Annotated in this window: 16 protein-coding genes; 9 read left to right on the top strand and 7 right to left on the bottom strand. The window is 46.7% G+C overall.

The annotated features are described in order from the left end of the window. Both ABT58_RS15525 and ABT58_RS15520 read right to left on the bottom strand, forming a co-directional pair. Positions 1-762 (bottom strand): DUF3450 domain-containing protein, encoded by a 762-nt coding sequence (locus ABT58_RS15525; RefSeq protein ID WP_047875332.1) that lies wholly within the window; start codon positions 760-762, stop codon positions 1-3. 205 nt (positions 763-967) lie between these two features. Continuing rightward, positions 968-3,091, bottom strand: coding sequence for a TonB-dependent siderophore receptor (locus ABT58_RS15520; protein ID WP_047875331.1), 2,124 nt, complete (start codon positions 3,089-3,091; stop codon positions 968-970). Between the two features lie 294 nt (positions 3,092-3,385). On the opposite strand from ABT58_RS15520, the gene ABT58_RS15515 reads away from it, so the two are divergent. Further along, positions 3,386-3,826, top strand: coding sequence for a hypothetical protein (locus ABT58_RS15515; RefSeq protein ID WP_047875330.1), 441 nt, complete (start codon positions 3,386-3,388; stop codon positions 3,824-3,826). A gap of 105 nt (positions 3,827-3,931) precedes the next feature. On the opposite strand, the gene ABT58_RS15510 is transcribed toward ABT58_RS15515, so the two are convergent. Further along, complete coding sequence (locus ABT58_RS15510) at positions 3,932-5,368, bottom strand: sensor histidine kinase (RefSeq protein ID WP_047875329.1); 1,437 nt, start codon at positions 5,366-5,368, stop codon at positions 3,932-3,934. 364 nt (positions 5,369-5,732) lie between these two features. Between ABT58_RS15510 and ABT58_RS15505 the strand changes: the two genes are divergently transcribed. Further along, positions 5,733-6,359, top strand: coding sequence for a hypothetical protein (locus ABT58_RS15505; protein ID WP_053063106.1), 627 nt, complete (start codon positions 5,733-5,735; stop codon positions 6,357-6,359). Positions 6,360-6,512: 153 nt separating this feature from the next. On the opposite strand, the gene ABT58_RS15500 is transcribed toward ABT58_RS15505, so the two are convergent. The 3 genes from ABT58_RS15500 to ABT58_RS15490 form a co-directional block, all read right to left on the bottom strand. Next, a complete protein-coding gene (locus ABT58_RS15500) occupies positions 6,513-7,415 on the bottom strand; it encodes a L,D-transpeptidase family protein (protein ID WP_047875328.1) in 903 nt (300 codons plus the stop codon). Between the two features lie 292 nt (positions 7,416-7,707). Beyond that, entirely contained in the window at positions 7,708-8,832 is a 1,125-nt protein-coding gene (locus ABT58_RS15495) for an acyl-CoA desaturase (RefSeq protein ID WP_047875327.1), read from the bottom strand. A gap of 218 nt (positions 8,833-9,050) precedes the next feature. Next, a complete protein-coding gene (locus ABT58_RS15490; RefSeq protein ID WP_146147191.1) occupies positions 9,051-9,758 on the bottom strand; it encodes a hypothetical protein in 708 nt (235 codons plus the stop codon). Between the two features lie 265 nt (positions 9,759-10,023). Between ABT58_RS15490 and ABT58_RS15485 the strand changes: the two genes are divergently transcribed. The 5 genes from ABT58_RS15485 to ABT58_RS15465 all read left to right on the top strand — a co-directional run bounded on the left by ABT58_RS15485 (position 10,024) and on the right by ABT58_RS15465 (position 14,844). Continuing rightward, the gene (locus ABT58_RS15485; RefSeq protein ID WP_047875325.1) at positions 10,024-10,902 is read left to right on the top strand and encodes a lipase family protein; all 879 of its coding nucleotides are present in this window, start codon (positions 10,024-10,026) and stop codon (positions 10,900-10,902) included. Between the two features lie 93 nt (positions 10,903-10,995). Continuing rightward, entirely contained in the window at positions 10,996-11,724 is a 729-nt protein-coding gene (locus ABT58_RS15480) for a nitroreductase family protein (protein ID WP_047875324.1), read from the top strand. A 90-nt stretch (positions 11,725-11,814) separates the two neighbouring features. Then, entirely contained in the window at positions 11,815-12,318 is a 504-nt protein-coding gene (locus ABT58_RS15475) for a hypothetical protein (RefSeq protein WP_047875323.1), read from the top strand. A gap of 265 nt (positions 12,319-12,583) precedes the next feature. Beyond that, positions 12,584-13,123, top strand: a complete 540-nt coding sequence (locus ABT58_RS15470) for a heme NO-binding domain-containing protein (RefSeq protein WP_047875322.1) — start codon at positions 12,584-12,586, stop codon at positions 13,121-13,123. 2 nt (positions 13,124-13,125) lie between these two features. Then, positions 13,126-14,844 (top strand): ATP-binding protein, encoded by a 1,719-nt coding sequence (locus tag ABT58_RS15465; protein ID WP_047875321.1) that lies wholly within the window; start codon positions 13,126-13,128, stop codon positions 14,842-14,844. 44 nt (positions 14,845-14,888) lie between these two features. Here the strand turns inward: ABT58_RS15465 and ABT58_RS15460 are convergent, their stop codons facing one another. Further along, complete coding sequence (locus ABT58_RS15460; protein ID WP_047875320.1) at positions 14,889-16,070, bottom strand: amino acid aminotransferase; 1,182 nt, start codon at positions 16,068-16,070, stop codon at positions 14,889-14,891. Positions 16,071-16,340: 270 nt separating this feature from the next. On the opposite strand from ABT58_RS15460, the gene ABT58_RS15455 reads away from it, so the two are divergent. Together ABT58_RS15455 and ABT58_RS24210 are read left to right on the top strand one after the other, a co-directional pair. Further along, positions 16,341-16,652 carry a DUF3081 family protein gene (locus tag ABT58_RS15455; protein WP_047875319.1) on the top strand — a complete coding sequence of 104 codons (312 nt, stop codon included), beginning with the start codon at positions 16,341-16,343 and terminating at the stop codon, positions 16,650-16,652. A gap of 320 nt (positions 16,653-16,972) precedes the next feature. Beyond that, positions 16,973-17,137, top strand: coding sequence for a hypothetical protein (locus tag ABT58_RS24210; RefSeq protein WP_169749967.1), 165 nt, complete (start codon positions 16,973-16,975; stop codon positions 17,135-17,137). The last annotated feature ends 72 nt before the right edge of the window (positions 17,138-17,209 follow it).

The raw sequence follows: 17,209 nt of genomic DNA, 5'->3' as shown, positions 1-17,209 counted from the left end.
TTAGTTTGTCTCCACATTAACAGACACTGGCAGTGTCAGCAGGCTTGGTGCGGCTTTCTTTTCTGCAATCGCAAAGGCTTTGTTGATGTCTTTGCTGTAGTCGTTCGCCAACGGCTGCCACTTGGCGGTGTTGTCATTCCATGCCCAGAACTGGGTGCCATCTAGGCTACGCGCCACAAAAGAGACGCGGCCAAGGTAGAGCAAGTCAGCATCAATCTGATCGTTATCCAACGCGATCTGACCTTGGTAGATACCCATCTTGGTGCCGTAATCCATTTCGATTTGGTAGGCTTCCAAAATACGACGGTACTTCTCAGCATCACTGATGTCCGCCTGTACCATCATTTTTTCCAGTTTTTCGATACGCGCCAAACGCTGTTCCTGACGGATCGGCTTGTCGTTGGCCACGGTTTCTTTCAGGCCAGCCAACATTTGATACATCAGTGGCACCACGCCCTGACGGGTTTCTTTGATACCAGCGATTTGATCATCCAAACTTTTCACTTCTTCCGCTTGGCTGGCGACAAGATTTGCCATGTGATCGCGGTACACACGCAGGTTTGCCACTTCTTCTTGTAGTTGCTCAATCTCTGCGGTCATCGAAAACGCGGCTTCTGCGCTTTTATCAATTTTCTGTTGGCTGCTCGCAGAGGCATGGTTCATCGCGCTTTCAACCTTACGTGCATCGTTCAGTGCACTTGCCTGTGCTGCAGAAATCGTGCTTAGCATCAACAAGGCCAAGCTGGTTTTCTTTAAGTTCATTTGATCGTCAATCAAGTTAAATAAATGAAAAAAATCCCTCATTGAACACATGGCAATGCAGGGTCTGAGGGTGATTTGTAAAAAACAAAAACGGCCGTATTATGCCGGAAATTCGCAGGCTTTCAAATGCAAATAAATATCATTTGTATGAAAATACAACGAAAAATGGGGAAGTTTTCACTCCCCCATTTCATTTATCACAGTATTAGTAGTTGAACTGTACCGTTGCCATGTAGTTGCGGCCTTCACCAATGATTGTCTTGGTCTGGCTGCCACCTGCTAGGTAGTCTGTATCAAACAGGTTGTTTACATTCAAACGCATGATAACGTCCAGGTTTTGGTCATACTTGATAGTGTGAGCAATACCGGCATCGACACGTGTGTAAGCATCTTTCTTGTACGTGTTCTTCTCGTCACCGAAACGTGAACCTTCGTAGAAAAGACCCAGGTTAACATCCGTGTTGTTGGTTACTGAGTAACGCGACCAAATGCTGGCTGCAAACTCTGGGACATCCGCAGGACGGTTACCGTCGATGCTCGCATCTGTTGGGTCAACAATCTTCGCATCCAGGTAGGTCATGCTACCGTTCAGGGCAAGTTGCTCAGTGACGTAACCTGATACCGAGAACTCTGCACCACGGTGCTTCTGCTCACCAACCTGTGTAGTAATTGAAGTATTACCACCCGTGTTTACATCTTCGTTCACGACTTTGTTTTCTTGTGTGATGTCGAAGATTGCACCAGATACTAGCGCCTGACCATCAAACAGTTCCCACTTTGAACCCAGCTCGTACAACGTACCTTTCACTGGATCCAATTCCATGCCGTCGTTCACGTCATTTTCGTTGTTAACTGGATCTTGTGGTTCAATGCTTTCAGAGTAAGTAAAGTAAATGGAACCATTCTCTGCCGGGTGGAAAATAACCGCTGCTTTTGGCAGTACGTTGTTGTAATCACCCTGCGCTGTTTCATGGCGGTCAAAGCGTACACCACCCAGTACTTGCCATGCGTCGTTAATCGTGACCATATCCTGCACGTAGATACCGTAAGAGTCACGTTCTGTTGGGGACTTTGATTTACCATTTGAATAATGTAAATCAGCTGGCTTATCCATTGGTTGACCAACATGACCTACATAGTAATTACAATTTTTACCATCTGCATCACAACCATTCTTATCTGATTGTGATTGAGTTTTATAGTAATAACCCAACCAGTTAGCACCAATAAGCATCTGGTGAGAAACACCTAGTGCATCAAATTCACCCACGAAATCGACGTTCGCCGTATCAAATTTCCAATGATCCCAACGATCATACCCTTGATACAAGAACTCGCCAGTCGCAGGGTTATAGCTATCAGGTTGAGTGAAACTTTCTGTGTCACGACGCTCAAAATCTTGGTGGTTGTAGCTTGCTGCCACACGCCATGAATCAGTCAGCTGTGAGTTCACATCCACACCGATATTTTCGACATCGTTTTCAATCTTCGACCACTGAGCATCCCACACATGCTTTTCACCCAATACAGGCTTACCATCAACGATGTATGCACCGGTATCTACACTGCCGTTATCGTTAGTACGGTCATAGTGGAAAGACACGGTTGTGTTGTCTGTTACGTCATAATCAACAAACAGGCCACCCACAAAACGTTCTGTTGAAGGTGTTGAACCGTCATTGTAACGACGCCATGAGTCGTAGCTGTGTTTTGACAAAATGGCACGTGCACGCAGTGTTTGTTCTTCGTTCAACGCACCGCTCACGTCAAGCACGGTACGTGATTCATTGTCAGAACCGATATCCTGGCTCACATTCACTTGGGTTTCATAGGTCGGCTTCTTCGACACCATGTTGATCAAGCCGCCCGGTGCAGATTTACCGTAAAGCAAGCCTGCTGGGCCTTTCAATACTTCTACACGCTCAAGCAATTCAATTGGCTGACGGTAGTGAGACCAGTGCTGCTTACCATCACGCAGGAAGCTGTCGCCACTGTCTAGTTCAAAACCACGTAGGAAAAAGGTTTCACGGTTACGACCCTTGCCGCCTTCCGAAATACTGGAGTCATTACGTAGTACTTCACCCAACGTAGTCGCACGCTGCTCATCGATCACTTGTTCGTCGATGATGGACACTTGTCCCGGAGTTTCAAGTTGTGTCGCTTCAATACGCATTGCACTGGTGTTGGTATCGGCTTTGTAACCGTAGTCACGGCCTGTTACGACCATGTGTTCATCAACTTCAGTGGTTTCAACGTGCGTTTGAGCCATTACTGCAGGCGCTGCAAGGACAGCACCAATAAACAAAGCCAACTGACTTTTAGAAAACATATTCCGTTACTCCAAAAATTGTACGGTACTCGTGCCAAATAGTTAGAATTATCAATCGGCAGACTGGCTGTACCTGAGAGCGCTTAAGCGCCGCTAAAAATCTGAAACGAAATATAAGTGATAACCATTACCATTTGCATTAAATTTACAATCTTTGCATTTGTAACGTTTTGTCAGGTTATGTAAAGCCCACTCTCACAATGGTGATTCTGATTGCTTTACGCTATAAATCCTGTTATTTCGCACGGTGAGAGGTATAATGCAGCCGTTTTTTTACTACCCGGTGTATATGAAGTGACAGAAGTAAACCTAGATGACGTTCGTCGCCAACTTAACGCATTAAATTTCATTGCTGACAAAATGCGCATTGTGACCGTTTCTGCAATGGATGAGGACGCGTTAGAAAGCTGTACAAAAGTGGAAGGTGAATGTTTCTACAACAGCTACATGAACGTGATTTATGGTAAAGGTGAGCGTTATGTATTGGGTTACCGTTGTGAAGAAACGGTGATTGACCATGCAATCATCCGTAAAGGCGACAAGTACTATGACCCTACCCTACAAGCGGCAGGTGATTTCAAAGAGTACCAGTATGCCATCCTGACCGAATTTAAGGTGTTCGACATGATGACACACGCGAAGTCAAACAAAGACTTCCCGCCTGATGTGGATTACCTATTGACCAAAGCGAACAAATTCAAGAACGTGATCAATGTAGAAGCATTGAAGAAATAAACGTTTTTACGCTCTGCCTGACAGCTTCTTAGTTGAGAAGCTGTCTGCCCCGCCTTTCTTTGCAATATTCCCTTCTTTTGTTATTCGATTACGCCATTTACTGCGTCATCCCTTATCACGTTCTTCGGCTTCGTTTTCTTCCTTGGCACGAAACGTCATGATCAGCATAAATCCTTCAGGGGTATTTTCTGCCTTCACCTGCCCTTGCATGATCGCCATAGACTCTTTCACTATCGCTAACCCTAAGCCGTAGCCCCCGGCAGATTTTTCACGCCCCGCTTGTACACGAGTAAAGGGGTCGAAAATCGATGGTAAATGTTCAGGTGCAATCCCCTTGCCGGTATCACTCACCCGCATTTCCACTGTTTTCTCTTGATTCTGATTCTCATGACGATGCAAAGAGACCGTAATAATGGCGTCCGCCCCAGCGTATTTCATGGCATTAGTGAGAGTGTTCTTGAGCACGCGGTTCACCAGAGCCTGATCCGCAATGACGCGATATGCTGAGGTGTCTGTTTCTTCTGCGAAGATCAGGCGCTGTCCAGCATGCAACCCTGATTGAAGATGGTGTTGCATCTCGTCTACCTGTTGCTGGCACACTGCATGTAAATCCACAGCACCTAACTGGGTTTGATAACGCCCTGTTTCCAACTGGCTGAACGCCAGGATCTCATCCACCAGCGTATTCATCTCATTGGCTTCAGTATCCAGTCGCTGTAACGCAGTGTGATACTCCGCCGGTAACTTGCGTTTTAACAAATGCAATGCCAATTCATGGCGCGCAAGCGGCGTTTTGAGTTCATGGGACACATCCCTTATCAATCGCTGCTGCTTCGCTGTTAAGGCTTCAATGCGCTGTGCCATATGGTCAAAACTGTCAGCCAGCACTTTAAACTCCGTGACACTGTCACCCACCGTCTGACGCACACGGACGGTGAAATCCCCTTCCGCCAATTGGTGACTCGCCGCTTGCAGCTTATTCAGTGGCGCTTGGAGTTTCCGCGCTAACAGTAACGACAACACACCAAGGATCAACAAAGCAATCACCACCTTAATGGCGATGAAGTAATACGCGAAGGTACGGGCAGGATGATATTCATGAGGAAACTTGATAACGATACGATGGCCTGACACCAACGGGATAGCAATAATGGGTTGGTTCACTTGGTTATCAAAACGGGTATTAATGTCACGGGCAAACCGTAACTTAAATCTGAAATGGGGATGCATAGCCCGCCCGCTGACAACCTGATCGTCTTTATCCAGCACAAAGACGGTATACGATTGGGCGTCTTCCCATTGTGCTAACGCCTTGGGATCATCTGCTTTTAACAACGTATCCGCTTGCTCAGCCATATCGATCATTTGGGTTTTGATACTTTGCGGGATAAACAACAAGGTACGTACCAATGCGGCTTCCGCTAAATTTTGCAACACGAGAATAATGAATAAGCTGACGGCAAAGGAAGAAAAAAGCTTAAAGGCTAATCCCTCTTTGCTGCCCAGATGAAATGATGCGGTTAATTTAGGCAAGGTATTCATGATCTCTTTCTGTCTATCTTTTCGCTGTCTAGCTGTTTGCTGTCGTACAACTGTCAGACATGTTAGCCAAATGACTCAAGCAGGCGTATGAGTGGTGTTTGCACGCAGGGTATCACACCTTGGCAAGCTACAAAGTCGTTAATATGTTGCGTTTCAGGGCTTGAGATGAGGCAAAAACGGATCTATTTCAAATATTTCGTGAGATCATTCTAACCCATCTATAACTCTTGCCTTTCTTGACTAGGTCTGAACAGCCATCTCCCCTATAGTAGACAGCGTCGTAATAAGGGGACATACCAAGGATGTGTATGACTCTATACTCCTATGACTTTTTGTAAACAAGCAGCGCGAGTAAGGAGGCAGTATGATGCGTATTGTGTTGTTTTTCACCGTTTTACTACTTAGCGGGTGTAGCCGTGGTATTGCGGTTAACGTACCGGACCCTCTTTCCTCATCAGATACCCAAGTCGGCTATCTCGCTGGCAGTTTAGGGGTGACGACTGAATGGCCATCTACCGGCAAAAAAATCATTACCACGTTGAATATTCGTCACGTCGCCAGTAATGAAATCATCACCATTGCCCGCGTGGAATCCGTACCAGATTTTGAAACTGAGCAACTGGAAGGGCAGCTTTTCACTCTGACATTGCCTGTCGGCCAGTACGAGCTCGATTCCGTCAGCTTTAAGGGCAATAACGGCGTGCAGACGGTACGTTCCAAATCAGAAAGCGACTTAGGGGGCATGATCACCATCTCACCCAATCAAGTCACTTATATTGGTCAGTTCATTACTTCCAGCCTGATTGCAAAGAGTCCATTGTGGAACACGCAGTACCCGAGCGGGTACGCCAAAATCCAACATGACTATGTGCTAGACCGTGATAAGCAAATTTTTGATGAGCAGTTTCCTGAATTACGCGCACTGGCCTTTATCTCTGAGCCTTTGCAAGGGCTCGACCCTCAGCAGCTGGTCTCCACCATTTTGGAGTAACAGGCTCTGAGCGAGTCGCAAACCATGTGGCTCGTCCTGCTCCGGATGATCGTTCTGATCCTAATGATATAGATCGATAAAATGGGCACATAAAAAAAGCAGCGAGTTGATTCGCTGCTTTTTATTTTGGTTTTCTCGCCTATCACCCTGAACTTACTTCAGTTTGATTGGCAAACCTTGCTGAGCACTCAATGCCTGATTCAACATCTGGCTTGCTTCGCTGTCAGCACTTACCGCTGCCAACAATGCATCCGGTGCGCTTACCGCTTTAAATTCACCCAACTGGGCTTCATCACGAGAAAGCGGTTCATGCACTTCCACATACACGGAACCATCCGGCTCCATGGTCTCTTTCAGTGGTTGGTTGATGATGCGAACCACAGTACCGCGATTGACTTGGCTAAACAGCCATTCCACATCCCACGGGTTCATACGAATACAGCCCGAGCTGACACGCATGCCAATACCAAAGTCTTTATTGGTACCGTGGATCAAATACTGACCGCCGCCTTTAGACAAACGCATCGCGTAATCACCCAATGGGTTTTCAGGGCCTGCTGGCACGACTGCCGGTAACTCAATGTTGTGCTTTTCACGGTATTCACGTCGAATATTTGCCGTTGGTGTCCACGTCGGGTTCTTGATCATCTGGCTGATCTGGGTGGTCATGCGTGGCGTTTCACGGCCCACACGGCCAATGCCGATCGGGAACACATACATCTTGTCGCTGTTTTTCGGGAAGTAATACAACCGCAATTCAGCCAGGTTGATCACAATACCTTCGCGCTTCACATCCGGCAGAATCAACTGCATCGGGATAGTCAGTAACGAACCCGGTGTTGGCAAAAAGGGATCCACCCCAGGGTTTGATGCCATCAGCAACAACAAACCAACATCATAGCGGTTTGCAATATCCAATAAGCTATCGCCTTCCATGACTTGGTAATACTCCATGACGCCCACAAGCTTACTGTCCGAGGCTGGTCGATTGTATTCCACCGCTTGTGCCGACAACGACATGAAACTAACAAGTATTAAGAGCAATAAGCGTCTCAAAACAATGCCTCCATCAATTTGACCTCTCAATTATGGCAAATTTCGTTCAATGACTGGATCTGTGCAGTACGTTTCTCATTTCTGAGACTCGCCTGCGCCAATTCTACGACGTGACTTGCATCGTATCGTCATTTTAACGTCAAGCCTGACAATGACCAGCATTCTATCACTACACGACAAGCAACAAAAACGGGGCCTCGGCCCCGTTCTCAATTTACGCCATACAGACTGTTCAATACTTGTGCATGTCTGCTCTTACGTATGCGCACTCGCACAATGATCTTTTTGCGTGTCAGGCATATTGCTCTGTCAGACGTTTCCATATTCTGCGCTGGTCTTCCAGTCGGCACTTCATTTCATGGTATTGCTGCATAAACTCGAAATTATCGTAATGTTCCAGCAAATGTTTTTTCTTCAGTTCTAGCATCCGTTTTTGCGCGGCATAGTAATCGGCCATCTTTTGCAGCAAGGCTTCATACTCTTCATCCAATCGCTGCAAACGTACCTGCGGATTAGGTAGTGTCAGCAATTTCTTGTGCAAACGTTGATGCAGCATGGATGCACGGGCTTTCTCGACTTTGTCTTCCGGCGTCACACGCAGTTTTTTAGTCATCCCTACCCATTCGCAACTTTTAATCAGCCACTTAGTCGGATCAAACTGCCACCAGCGAATGCCATTACGGTAATCATTTTCAAAAATATGGTGGAAATTATGGTATCCCTCACCAAAGGTCAGCAACGCAAGGAAGCCATTATCACGCGCGGTATTGTTATCGGTATAGGGCTGTGATCCCCACACATGCGCCAGCGAGTTAATAAAGAACGTGGTGTGATGACTTAACACCAAACGGACAACACCCACCAGCAATAGCGCCCCCCAAACATCACCATGGATCAGACCGAACAACAACGGAATACCGATATTGGTGGCTAAGGCGAGCGGCAGGTAATACTTGTGCTGCCACATTACAATTGGGTCTTTCTGCAAATCACGGCAATTGGTGTAGTCGTGGTAACGATCAGCATGGTAATCACGCAACATCCAACCAATGTGGCTGAAGAAAAAACCGCGTTTGGCTGAGTACGGATCCACATCATTATTATCCACATGGCGATGATGAATGCGGTGATCAGACGACCAATGCAATATGCTGTTTTGCAGCGCAAACGCCCCGCCAATGGCAAACAGCACACGCAGAAACGTGTTGGCTTCATACGTTTTATGTGACCACAAGCGATGGTAGCCTGCCGTTATCGACATACCGCAAAACGTAAACGCCACAAAGAGCATGGCCAATTGCGCGCCATCAAACCCGACATACCATGCATACAGTGGTGTGCCAATCAATGCGATTGCCAGCGTTGAAGTAAATACAATAACGTTTAGCCAGATCAGCGGTGGTTTGGTGGTTGTCATCCTTAATTAACCCTTATCAATTGAGCTTACACTTGTAAGCCAGATTAATGACGAAAACGTTTGCCGTCAATATAGTAAATAGTTACTCAGCGCACATATGTAAACTTTTTTGATTCACTTCTTATTCAACATGCATCATGAAAAAGCACAGATAATAAAAAAGCGCCTTTGCATTAGGCGCTTCTCTCTGGTTTCTGAGCGGTGGCGGTAACGTGCCGTTATGCCCCTTGCTGTTGCTGTTGCTGTTGCTGTTGCTGATTTTTCACTGTCGCCAAATCCGCCTGCAAGGCTGTGATGGTTTTTTCTTGCTCATCTTGCAATTCTGTCAGCGTAACATTATCGCTTTTATGCTGTTCACACGTCGCTTCCAGTTCACTGATTTGCGCTTCTAATGCTTTCACTTGCTCTGCACTGGCTTCCAATTCTGCTTTTAGCTTTCTGCCATTGCGCTGCGCAACTTGCTTCGCTTTGACCGCTTTATTGGCTTCGGCTTCTGCGGCTTCGACCTCAGCAGTGCGGGATTGCAACGCGGTTTCCAGACTCTCAATGGTGGCATTCAGCTCGAGTACCACTTTTTTGTGCTGTTCAAGATCGGCTTGTAAGTCAGCGACAGAAGCGACTGACAGTCCCGCCAACATTTTCCATTGCTCACTGATTTGTCGCGTAAATTGATCCATCACATCAAACGGGAATAGCAAGGCTTGTTGCTTATCCGTGTTTGTTTGGAATTGTTTATCCATGGCTTCCAGCAACTTCACACTGTGCTGGTAACTCTGTTCAATCGCTTGCTTGGTGCTGGCCACGGTAATGGACTCGACAGCCTTTCCTGCCAACATCATGGCCTGAAACTGTTTGATGATCGCCTCTGGTTGAGTGGCTTGTGTCAATTGAAGCAAGGGGTGAGACTTAAAATCATATTCCATCATGTATTTCCTGCCATGTGTTAACGTTCAATAAGTAAAAAGAATACTGTCACTGTCTTCTATTCTTATATCAAATCCCATTCTTTTTGCGCATTGAGGTTCATAAATTTTGAACTCAATTCAATGAAATCACACTCTACCTGTCTTAGATGACATTTTTTCGCATCATCTTGTTCAGCAGATCACGTCTTTGGCTTTTTCACACTGTCACACCATTGCGACAAATACCCACTAGGCTTAACGGATTAATACACTGCTACGATAAGCCATGAAACGGTTAAAACGGTACCAATACGAACAGTACGCCATTTTGTGTAATTTGGCCTATCCCGACACGTTTGATCACACGTTATATGGGTTCAGTAAAGCGGGACGCCATGAAATCACTGACCGCTGGGGACGCACCATTATTCGTTTGTTATGGGGAGAACAAAAAGAGGTCGTCGTTGTTTTTAAAGGCTCACAAAACCTGTGGGACTGGATGATTAACTTGGCGTTTTTTCCCAAGAAAATTCCGGCGGGCGATACGCATTGTCACGTCCATTGGGGGTATTACGCCTTGCTGGAACAATGCAGTAAAATCCCGAAATCCATCATGTCTGGCTACCTCACTTCTCGCCACCTCACTTCTGGCCACATCAGTGACAGCCAACGGGTAGAGTGGCAACACAGTGTTGAGCGGCAATATCAACAACGTCATCTGTCGCTGTATCAACAAATCGAAGGCGTGTTAGTGCCACTCATACAGTCGGGCAAGAAAGTGGCGTTAACGGGCCATTCTTCTGGCGGTGCGATGGCGGTATTGGTTGCACATCGCCTGTACCAAACTCACCCAAACGCCATTAAGCGGATCGTCACTTTTGGTCAACCCGCGACGGGCTTCTGGAATTTTAAGCAGCACTATCCGCTTGCTCAGCATACCTACCGCATTTGCTGCGATCTCGATATGGTCACGTTTTTGCCGCCGCTCCCCTTGGTGTACTGGCATGTGGGCAAAATGCTTTGGCTGCACAATGGGAAAATCTATGAAGACACCCCCACTTTCCAACGCCTCTATCGCTCACTCATCAGCTGGATACTGCGCCCTATCACTTACCATTACATGAACAAGTACATTCGCAACAAAGACTTTTTCGACAAACACTGACCTGTTCATGCCATAATATTGCCCGTCTTTTTCGCATATATGCATACCGCTCGACGCCTTCACGCACAAGGCGGGTTTATCACAGGTGATTTCATGTCCGACACATCCGCGCTTTATCATGACCTTGTCCACTCGCGTCGCTCTGTACGCAAATATGACCATACCGTTCCCTTTGATCACGACGCCGTGGCACGTGCTCTGACATTAGCCACCTTGTCGCCAAACAGCTCGAACATGCAACTCTGGGAATTTCATCGTGTTATTTCCGATGACAAGCGCCAGTTGCTGGCGGAATACTGCATGGGACAAAACGCGGCCAAAACCGCCAATGAATTAGTCGCCTTTGTGGTTACCCCGTATAAATGGCAAAGCCGCGCACAACTAAACGCCTCGCAAGTACGCCAAGCCTTTACCGGACGTGACGATGCCACGGCTAAACGTGCGCTCAAGTATTATGAAAAGCTGATCCCTTTTGTTTACCGTAATGACCGTTTCGGTCTGTTAGGGGTAGCCCGCAAGATCCTCACTTTCTGTCTTGGGCTGAAAAAACCGATGGTGCGTGAAGTCAGCAAAGCCGATCTGCGTGTTTGTTTGCACAAAAGCAGCTCCTTAGCCGCGATGACCTTTATGACCGCGATGCGCGCCGAAGGGTACGATACCTGTCCGATGGAAGGCTTTGATTCTGTGCGTGCCAAACAATTGCTTGGCCTGCCCCATGATGCGGAAATTACGATGATCATCAGTTGTGGCACGCGATCAGATGACGGGATTTACAGTGAACGCCACCGTGTCGATGCAGATGACGTGATTTTTAATCATTAATTAAGCATTTAACCGCGAAGCCATACCTTCCGTCTATTATTTACGGTATGGTGTGAATAATCCAAGCAACGATCACGGTCAGCAGTCTCGATGCAACAATTAATAGATCTTAAAAACACGTGGATGGCCAGCCATATCACTGACGCAGAATTCCCTACGCCAGAAAGTGAAGTCGGCCTGGCACTGTACCAACGCGACCAGCAAACCCAACGTGGTGAGGTGGTGTCTGAACCGCTCGCTGAACCGGATGGTTCGCTGTCTATTTATCCTGTTGACTGTCATCCGCTGACGATTCGCTACGCCCTTGTACTGGGCAGCAAATGGGATGCGCAAGACGAAGAAAAAGACGCGCTCATCGAATACCTGACACAAATCATGTTTGAAGATGACTCGCCTGCGCAATTGTTTGTCGGCTTTTTCAAAGGCAAACCCGCAGCTTGCGGCATGATTTATCAAGATGCCGAGCAAGGTGCATTAATCACAGATGTGCATGCCTTACCGCTGCCAAATCAAGCTGCACTGATTGCAGAAATGCAAGCGGCATTGCTTCAACGCACTGCCGATAAAATGCCGCTGCTCTACCTGGAGCACTGATCCCAATATCCCAATACTGAGCATGGGTTCCCATCCCATGCTCATGCCTAAAAAGTCAGCCTGTGCTGACTTTTTTGTTGCCCATTTTTGACCTGCCTGCTTTCCTTTCCCATACTTTTATTAACGTAAGTGCTTCAATTCGTGGGCCGCCGACCACACCGTGTTTGCAGAGAAGATGTAGCCACGTTCCTGTAAGCAATCAACCGCAACAAAACCACATGACAGCGACCACAAAGGTACAACAGACAACGGAATGTGAGGGATTATGAAAGGCATCATTTTCACCGAGTTTATTGATTTAGTTGAAAACGAATTTGGGCTGGAGATCTGTCAGCAGATGTTTGATGAAACCAATGATCATGGCCATTACACCGCCGTCGGCAGTTATGACCATCGTGATCTGGTTAAGCTGATCATTGCCTTAAGCAAAATCACCGGGGTGTCGCCAGAAGCCTTGCAAGAAGTCTATGGTGAAGCTGTCTTTAATAGCTTACTGGAAAGCCTGCCGGGTATGCCGGATCAACAGCACAACACCTTTAGCTTTATTCAACGTGTTGAAGAACATATTCATACCGAGGTGAAAAAACTCTACCCGGATGCCACACCACCACAATTCCGGTTTTTATCTCTGACAGAAACGCAAATGGTGATGGATTACCGCTCTGCACGTTGTATGTCACACGTCTGTTTAGGGCTCATTAAAGGGTGCGCCAAACATTTCAATGAGCAAGTGCTCATCAATATGGATCCCTATGATGACAGGAAGAGTCATGTCAGATTTTCGATTGATTTGATCCCGGGGTAAACATGGATGAAGAGCAGCGTATTGCCTTGTTGATGAAAAAGGTGGCTCGTGAGCGAGCGGCCCGTACATCAGCGGAAAAATTGCTGGAGATAAAAAGCCTCGAATTGTTTGACGCGAAAAAGCTGATTGAAAAAAGCTTTGAGAAGGTCAAGGCGAAGGCAGAACTGGATTCGGAGCTCTTGGCCTATCAAGCTAAAGTAGAAAGCATGCTGCTGGAATTTGGCCGGAAATTCCTTAAAGATCCCCCTTCTGCCGCATTGATCAAAGAATTGGCTGACTCGCTGGTCGACAACGATTCCGTACGAGCCTGTGGCATTGTGATCACGAGTTATCCGGATAACACCCTTGCCATTGAGCACACGTCTGGACGTCAGCAGGTCTGGGACTGTCCGGTCGACCTGAGCCAACAGCACCATTATTGGGACCCCGTCGAAAAGGTACTGTGGATCTCGCTGGATAACCATCTAAACACTCAAGGCTTTTTTGCCACCAAGCTGCACGCCACGGGTAATTGGCTTAATACCATTCAGAAACACATGCATTTATTCAGTGAAATGCTGCGCTCCTCTATCGATCGCCAATTAAAACTGGAAGAAGCCATCATTGCCCGCCAGCGTGCCGAAGCGTCCGAGAAATCGACCCGCGATTTCCTCGCCATGATCAACCATGAATTACGCACTCCGCTAAATGGTTTATTAGGTACAGCCGAACTCATGGCTGATACAGCATTAGATGCTCACCAGTCTCGCCTGTTGAGTACGCTGAATCATTCCGGCGAATTACTGCGGGCCATCATTAATGACTTACTGGATTACAGTAAGATCAATGCGGGAATGCTGGAACTCACCCACAAACCCTTTGACTGTCACAGCATGGTGAACATGCTCAACGACATTTTTCAGCATCGCGCTAATGAAAAGCAGCTTTTCTTTTCGATCCATTGCCCAGAAGAGACGCCCCGTTGGATGATGGGCGATCAAGACAGAATCAAACAGATCTACGTGAATTTAATTAGCAATGCCCTGAAGTTTACTGCCAAAGGAGCGGTCAACGCCGATATTCACTGGCAAGAGGGTGAACTGGTTTTTACGGTGACAGATTCAGGGTGCGGGATCCCAAAAGACAAACAAGCCCAACTTTTTGAACCGTTTACACAAGTAGACAACTCCAGCCAACGCAACCATGAAGGGACAGGATTAGGGTTAGCTATCTGTAAAAAGTTAGCGCAACAAATGCAAGGCAGCATTTCAGTGGACAGTGACGCCGGTCAGGGGGCATCCTTTACCGTCATTTTGCCCTTGTCGTTATATCATGTGGAAAACGAAGGCAAAGACAACGAAACCAATGCGAACAAACCCATTGATAACCTGTCTGTCTTAGTGGTGGAAGACATGAAAACCAACCAAATGATCATCACCTTAATGATGAGCAAATTTGGTATTACACCAACCATTGCCAACAATGGCCAAGAAGCATTAAACCAACTCGCTGAAAAACCTTTTGATATTGTGCTGATGGATTGCCGTATGCCCATTATGGATGGCTACACCGCAACACAGACGTTACGATCACAAGGCTATACCAAACCCATTTTGGCACTGACAGCAGGGACAACCCGAGCAGAACGCGAAGAATGTTATACGGCAGGGATGAACGATATTCTCAGCAAGCCGTATCAGGCTCACGAGCTCAGGGAAATGTTAGAAAAATGGGGAACCTGATGCTCCCCATTCAATAAGCTACGCGTAAATAACGTCGCGAATAATTACTTAGACACGCTCAGCAACGCATTAGCCAAGTAATCCAGTTGTTGCTCTTGCAAACCGGCAATGTTGATACGGCCATCACCCACTGCATAAATTGCAAATTCATCACGTAGGCGGCCAATCTGCTCTGGCGACAACCCCGTAACCGAGAACATCCCTTTATGCTGCTGGATAAAATCAAACTGAGTAGAGCCCTGCTTTTGCACCGCCTGTACCAAGCCGGTACGTAACCCAAGAAGACGCTGATTCATTGCACTCAACTCTTGCTTCCAGGTTTGCGTCAGTGCGTCATCCCCAAGAATCGTTGCAACCAACGCCGCGCCGTGATCAGGCGGCATGGTGTAAGTAGAACGCGCAAGGTTCAAAATGCGCCCTTTGGCTTTCTGTGCATTGGTCAATGTATCGCTGATCACCATTGCCGCCCCGGTACGCTCTCGGTACAACCCGAAGTTTTTCGAGCAGGACGTCGCAACAATCATCTCTTCAACGTTGTCTGCCATATAACGCAGGCCTGCTGCATCTTGCTCTAGGCCATCACCGAACCCTTGATACGCGATATCCACAAAAGGCATGAAACCTTGCTTGTTTGCCATCGCCGTAATGGTCTGCCAATCTTCAAACGTAATGTCAGCACCGGTTGGGTTATGACAGCAGCCATGCAGCAATACCACATCTTTCGGCCCTGCTTTAGCCAACTCAGCCAGCATTGCCTCTGAATCAACTTGTTTGGTTACCGGATTAAAATACGGGTAATAGCACACCTTCAATCCTGCAGCTTCCATCACCGGCTTATGATTGACGTAGCTTGGGTTAGTGATCCACACCGTGGTCTCTGGCTGAGCGATATACATCAGATCGGCCAACATGCGTAATGCCCCACTCGCCCCCGGTGTTTGTACAGCCGCTGCGCGTGCATGCGCTGAGGTACCAGACAACAACAAATCCATCATTGCCTGATTAAACTGCTCATTACCGGCTAAGCCGACATAGCCTTTGGTAGTTTCATTGTCCATCACACGCTGCTGCGCTTGTTGTACAGCTTGCATCACCGGTGTAATGCCCTGATCATTACGGTACACGCCGATACCTAAATCGACTTTTTCTTCCCGCATATCCTCTCGAAATGCAACGGAGAGGGACAAAATAGGGTCAGGTTGCGCTGCCGCTAGATGTTTAAACATGATTAAATTCCGTTTTGTTGTGCCTGTCTGAGACGTGTTATTTGTTCTATTACTTTCAAGCTACCACTTCATTTTCAAAACGTCATCATGTATTTGCACTCCGCATCCCTGTCTTCCCCCTTCCATCAGCAGGTAATTGTTAATAGTAAAATCAATAGCAAAATTTGATCTGGGATAAACACGGTGCAGGTCGTGTTGCAGACTACCTGACAGAGCCTAAATTTAAAGTAGTGATAGGCTCACTCACCCGAAGGGTGAACGGAGGTTATGATGAAAAACAATGTTGATGTCCGTACGCTGTTAAGCGTCTACGAAAAAATCAAAACACAAGGTCACACTATCGACTTTGGCAGTGAACTCGACGGTATTCAGTGCACAGAAAATCAAGATGGCTACTGTGTGAGTATGTCTGATGGCACCGTCAGCTTAGATATCAACTTCCACAACACGTACCATTTCCATACCCGTAATGAAGATCCTGACGGGGTGATTAACCAAACCACCACCGAATTCCACAATAACAACGAAGCACAAATCCAAGCCTTCCTCAAAAAGCTGGAAGTGTTAGATCAGAAGTACTGATAGCCGTCATCATCAACCAGTATGCGCCATCACACATGGCGTCATACTGCATGCATAACCGTATGTTTTTATGACATACCTTTGACAGAACCCTGACAGAATCTAACCGTAATTTATTTACTCTTTACCGCAGAAAATACGTGTATCAGACAAAGGCACAAACAGAAGCCGTCGAGATACACATCACGACCTTGGTTGACCTGTTGCCTTATTCAGACTCAGTTCACCTTGCCCGTCGTAATGTAGAGACATAAAAACAAGAAGCGCAACGTTGGCACTATATTGCTAACACATCATTAAATTGATACTGGATAAATAACATGAACGCACAACACCTAAATAAAAATGAAGTTGACGCGGTAATTCTTGCACTGGATGAGTGCTATCGTCGTCTTCATGCGGCCAATGTATCAGCGAGAGATTTAACACAAGAAGGCTTTTCTTTAATGTTTAAGTCCGCTTATCAAGGTATTATTCAGAAATAATCTATTTTATCTATAGAAAATAAAATAGAAGACACAAAAAAGCTCAAGTATCAAACTTGAGCTTTTTTCTAT

The sequence above is a fragment of the Photobacterium aphoticum genome (genome assembly GCF_001029435.1).
GTDB classification, from domain to species: domain Bacteria; phylum Pseudomonadota; class Gammaproteobacteria; order Enterobacterales; family Vibrionaceae; genus Photobacterium; species Photobacterium aphoticum.
The sequence above is the reverse complement of the archived record's forward strand: the minus strand, read 5'-3'. Positions and strand labels throughout refer to the sequence as shown.

Coding starts and splice junctions, on each gene's coding strand:
- ABT58_RS15460 (WP_047875320.1), bottom strand. CDS start 16,070: ATGTTTAAACATCTAGCGGCAGCGCAACCTGACCCTATTTTGTCCCTC.
- ABT58_RS15480 (WP_047875324.1), top strand. CDS start 10,996: ATGTCCGACACATCCGCGCTTTATCATGACCTTGTCCACTCGCGTCGC.
- ABT58_RS15455 (WP_047875319.1), top strand. CDS start 16,341: ATGAAAAACAATGTTGATGTCCGTACGCTGTTAAGCGTCTACGAAAAA.
- ABT58_RS15495 (WP_047875327.1), bottom strand. CDS start 8,832: ATGACAACCACCAAACCACCGCTGATCTGGCTAAACGTTATTGTATTT.
- ABT58_RS15510 (WP_047875329.1), bottom strand. CDS start 5,368: ATGAATACCTTGCCTAAATTAACCGCATCATTTCATCTGGGCAGCAAA.
- ABT58_RS15490 (WP_146147191.1), bottom strand. CDS start 9,758: ATGATGGAATATGATTTTAAGTCTCACCCCTTGCTTCAATTGACACAA.
- ABT58_RS15485 (WP_047875325.1), top strand. CDS start 10,024: ATGAAACGGTTAAAACGGTACCAATACGAACAGTACGCCATTTTGTGT.
- ABT58_RS15470 (WP_047875322.1), top strand. CDS start 12,584: ATGAAAGGCATCATTTTCACCGAGTTTATTGATTTAGTTGAAAACGAA.
- ABT58_RS15505 (WP_053063106.1), top strand. CDS start 5,733: ATGATGCGTATTGTGTTGTTTTTCACCGTTTTACTACTTAGCGGGTGT.
- ABT58_RS15465 (WP_047875321.1), top strand. CDS start 13,126: ATGGATGAAGAGCAGCGTATTGCCTTGTTGATGAAAAAGGTGGCTCGT.
- ABT58_RS24210 (WP_169749967.1), top strand. CDS start 16,973: ATGAACGCACAACACCTAAATAAAAATGAAGTTGACGCGGTAATTCTT.
- ABT58_RS15520 (WP_047875331.1), bottom strand. CDS start 3,091: ATGTTTTCTAAAAGTCAGTTGGCTTTGTTTATTGGTGCTGTCCTTGCA.
- ABT58_RS15475 (WP_047875323.1), top strand. CDS start 11,815: ATGCAACAATTAATAGATCTTAAAAACACGTGGATGGCCAGCCATATC.
- ABT58_RS15525 (WP_047875332.1), bottom strand. CDS start 762: ATGAACTTAAAGAAAACCAGCTTGGCCTTGTTGATGCTAAGCACGATT.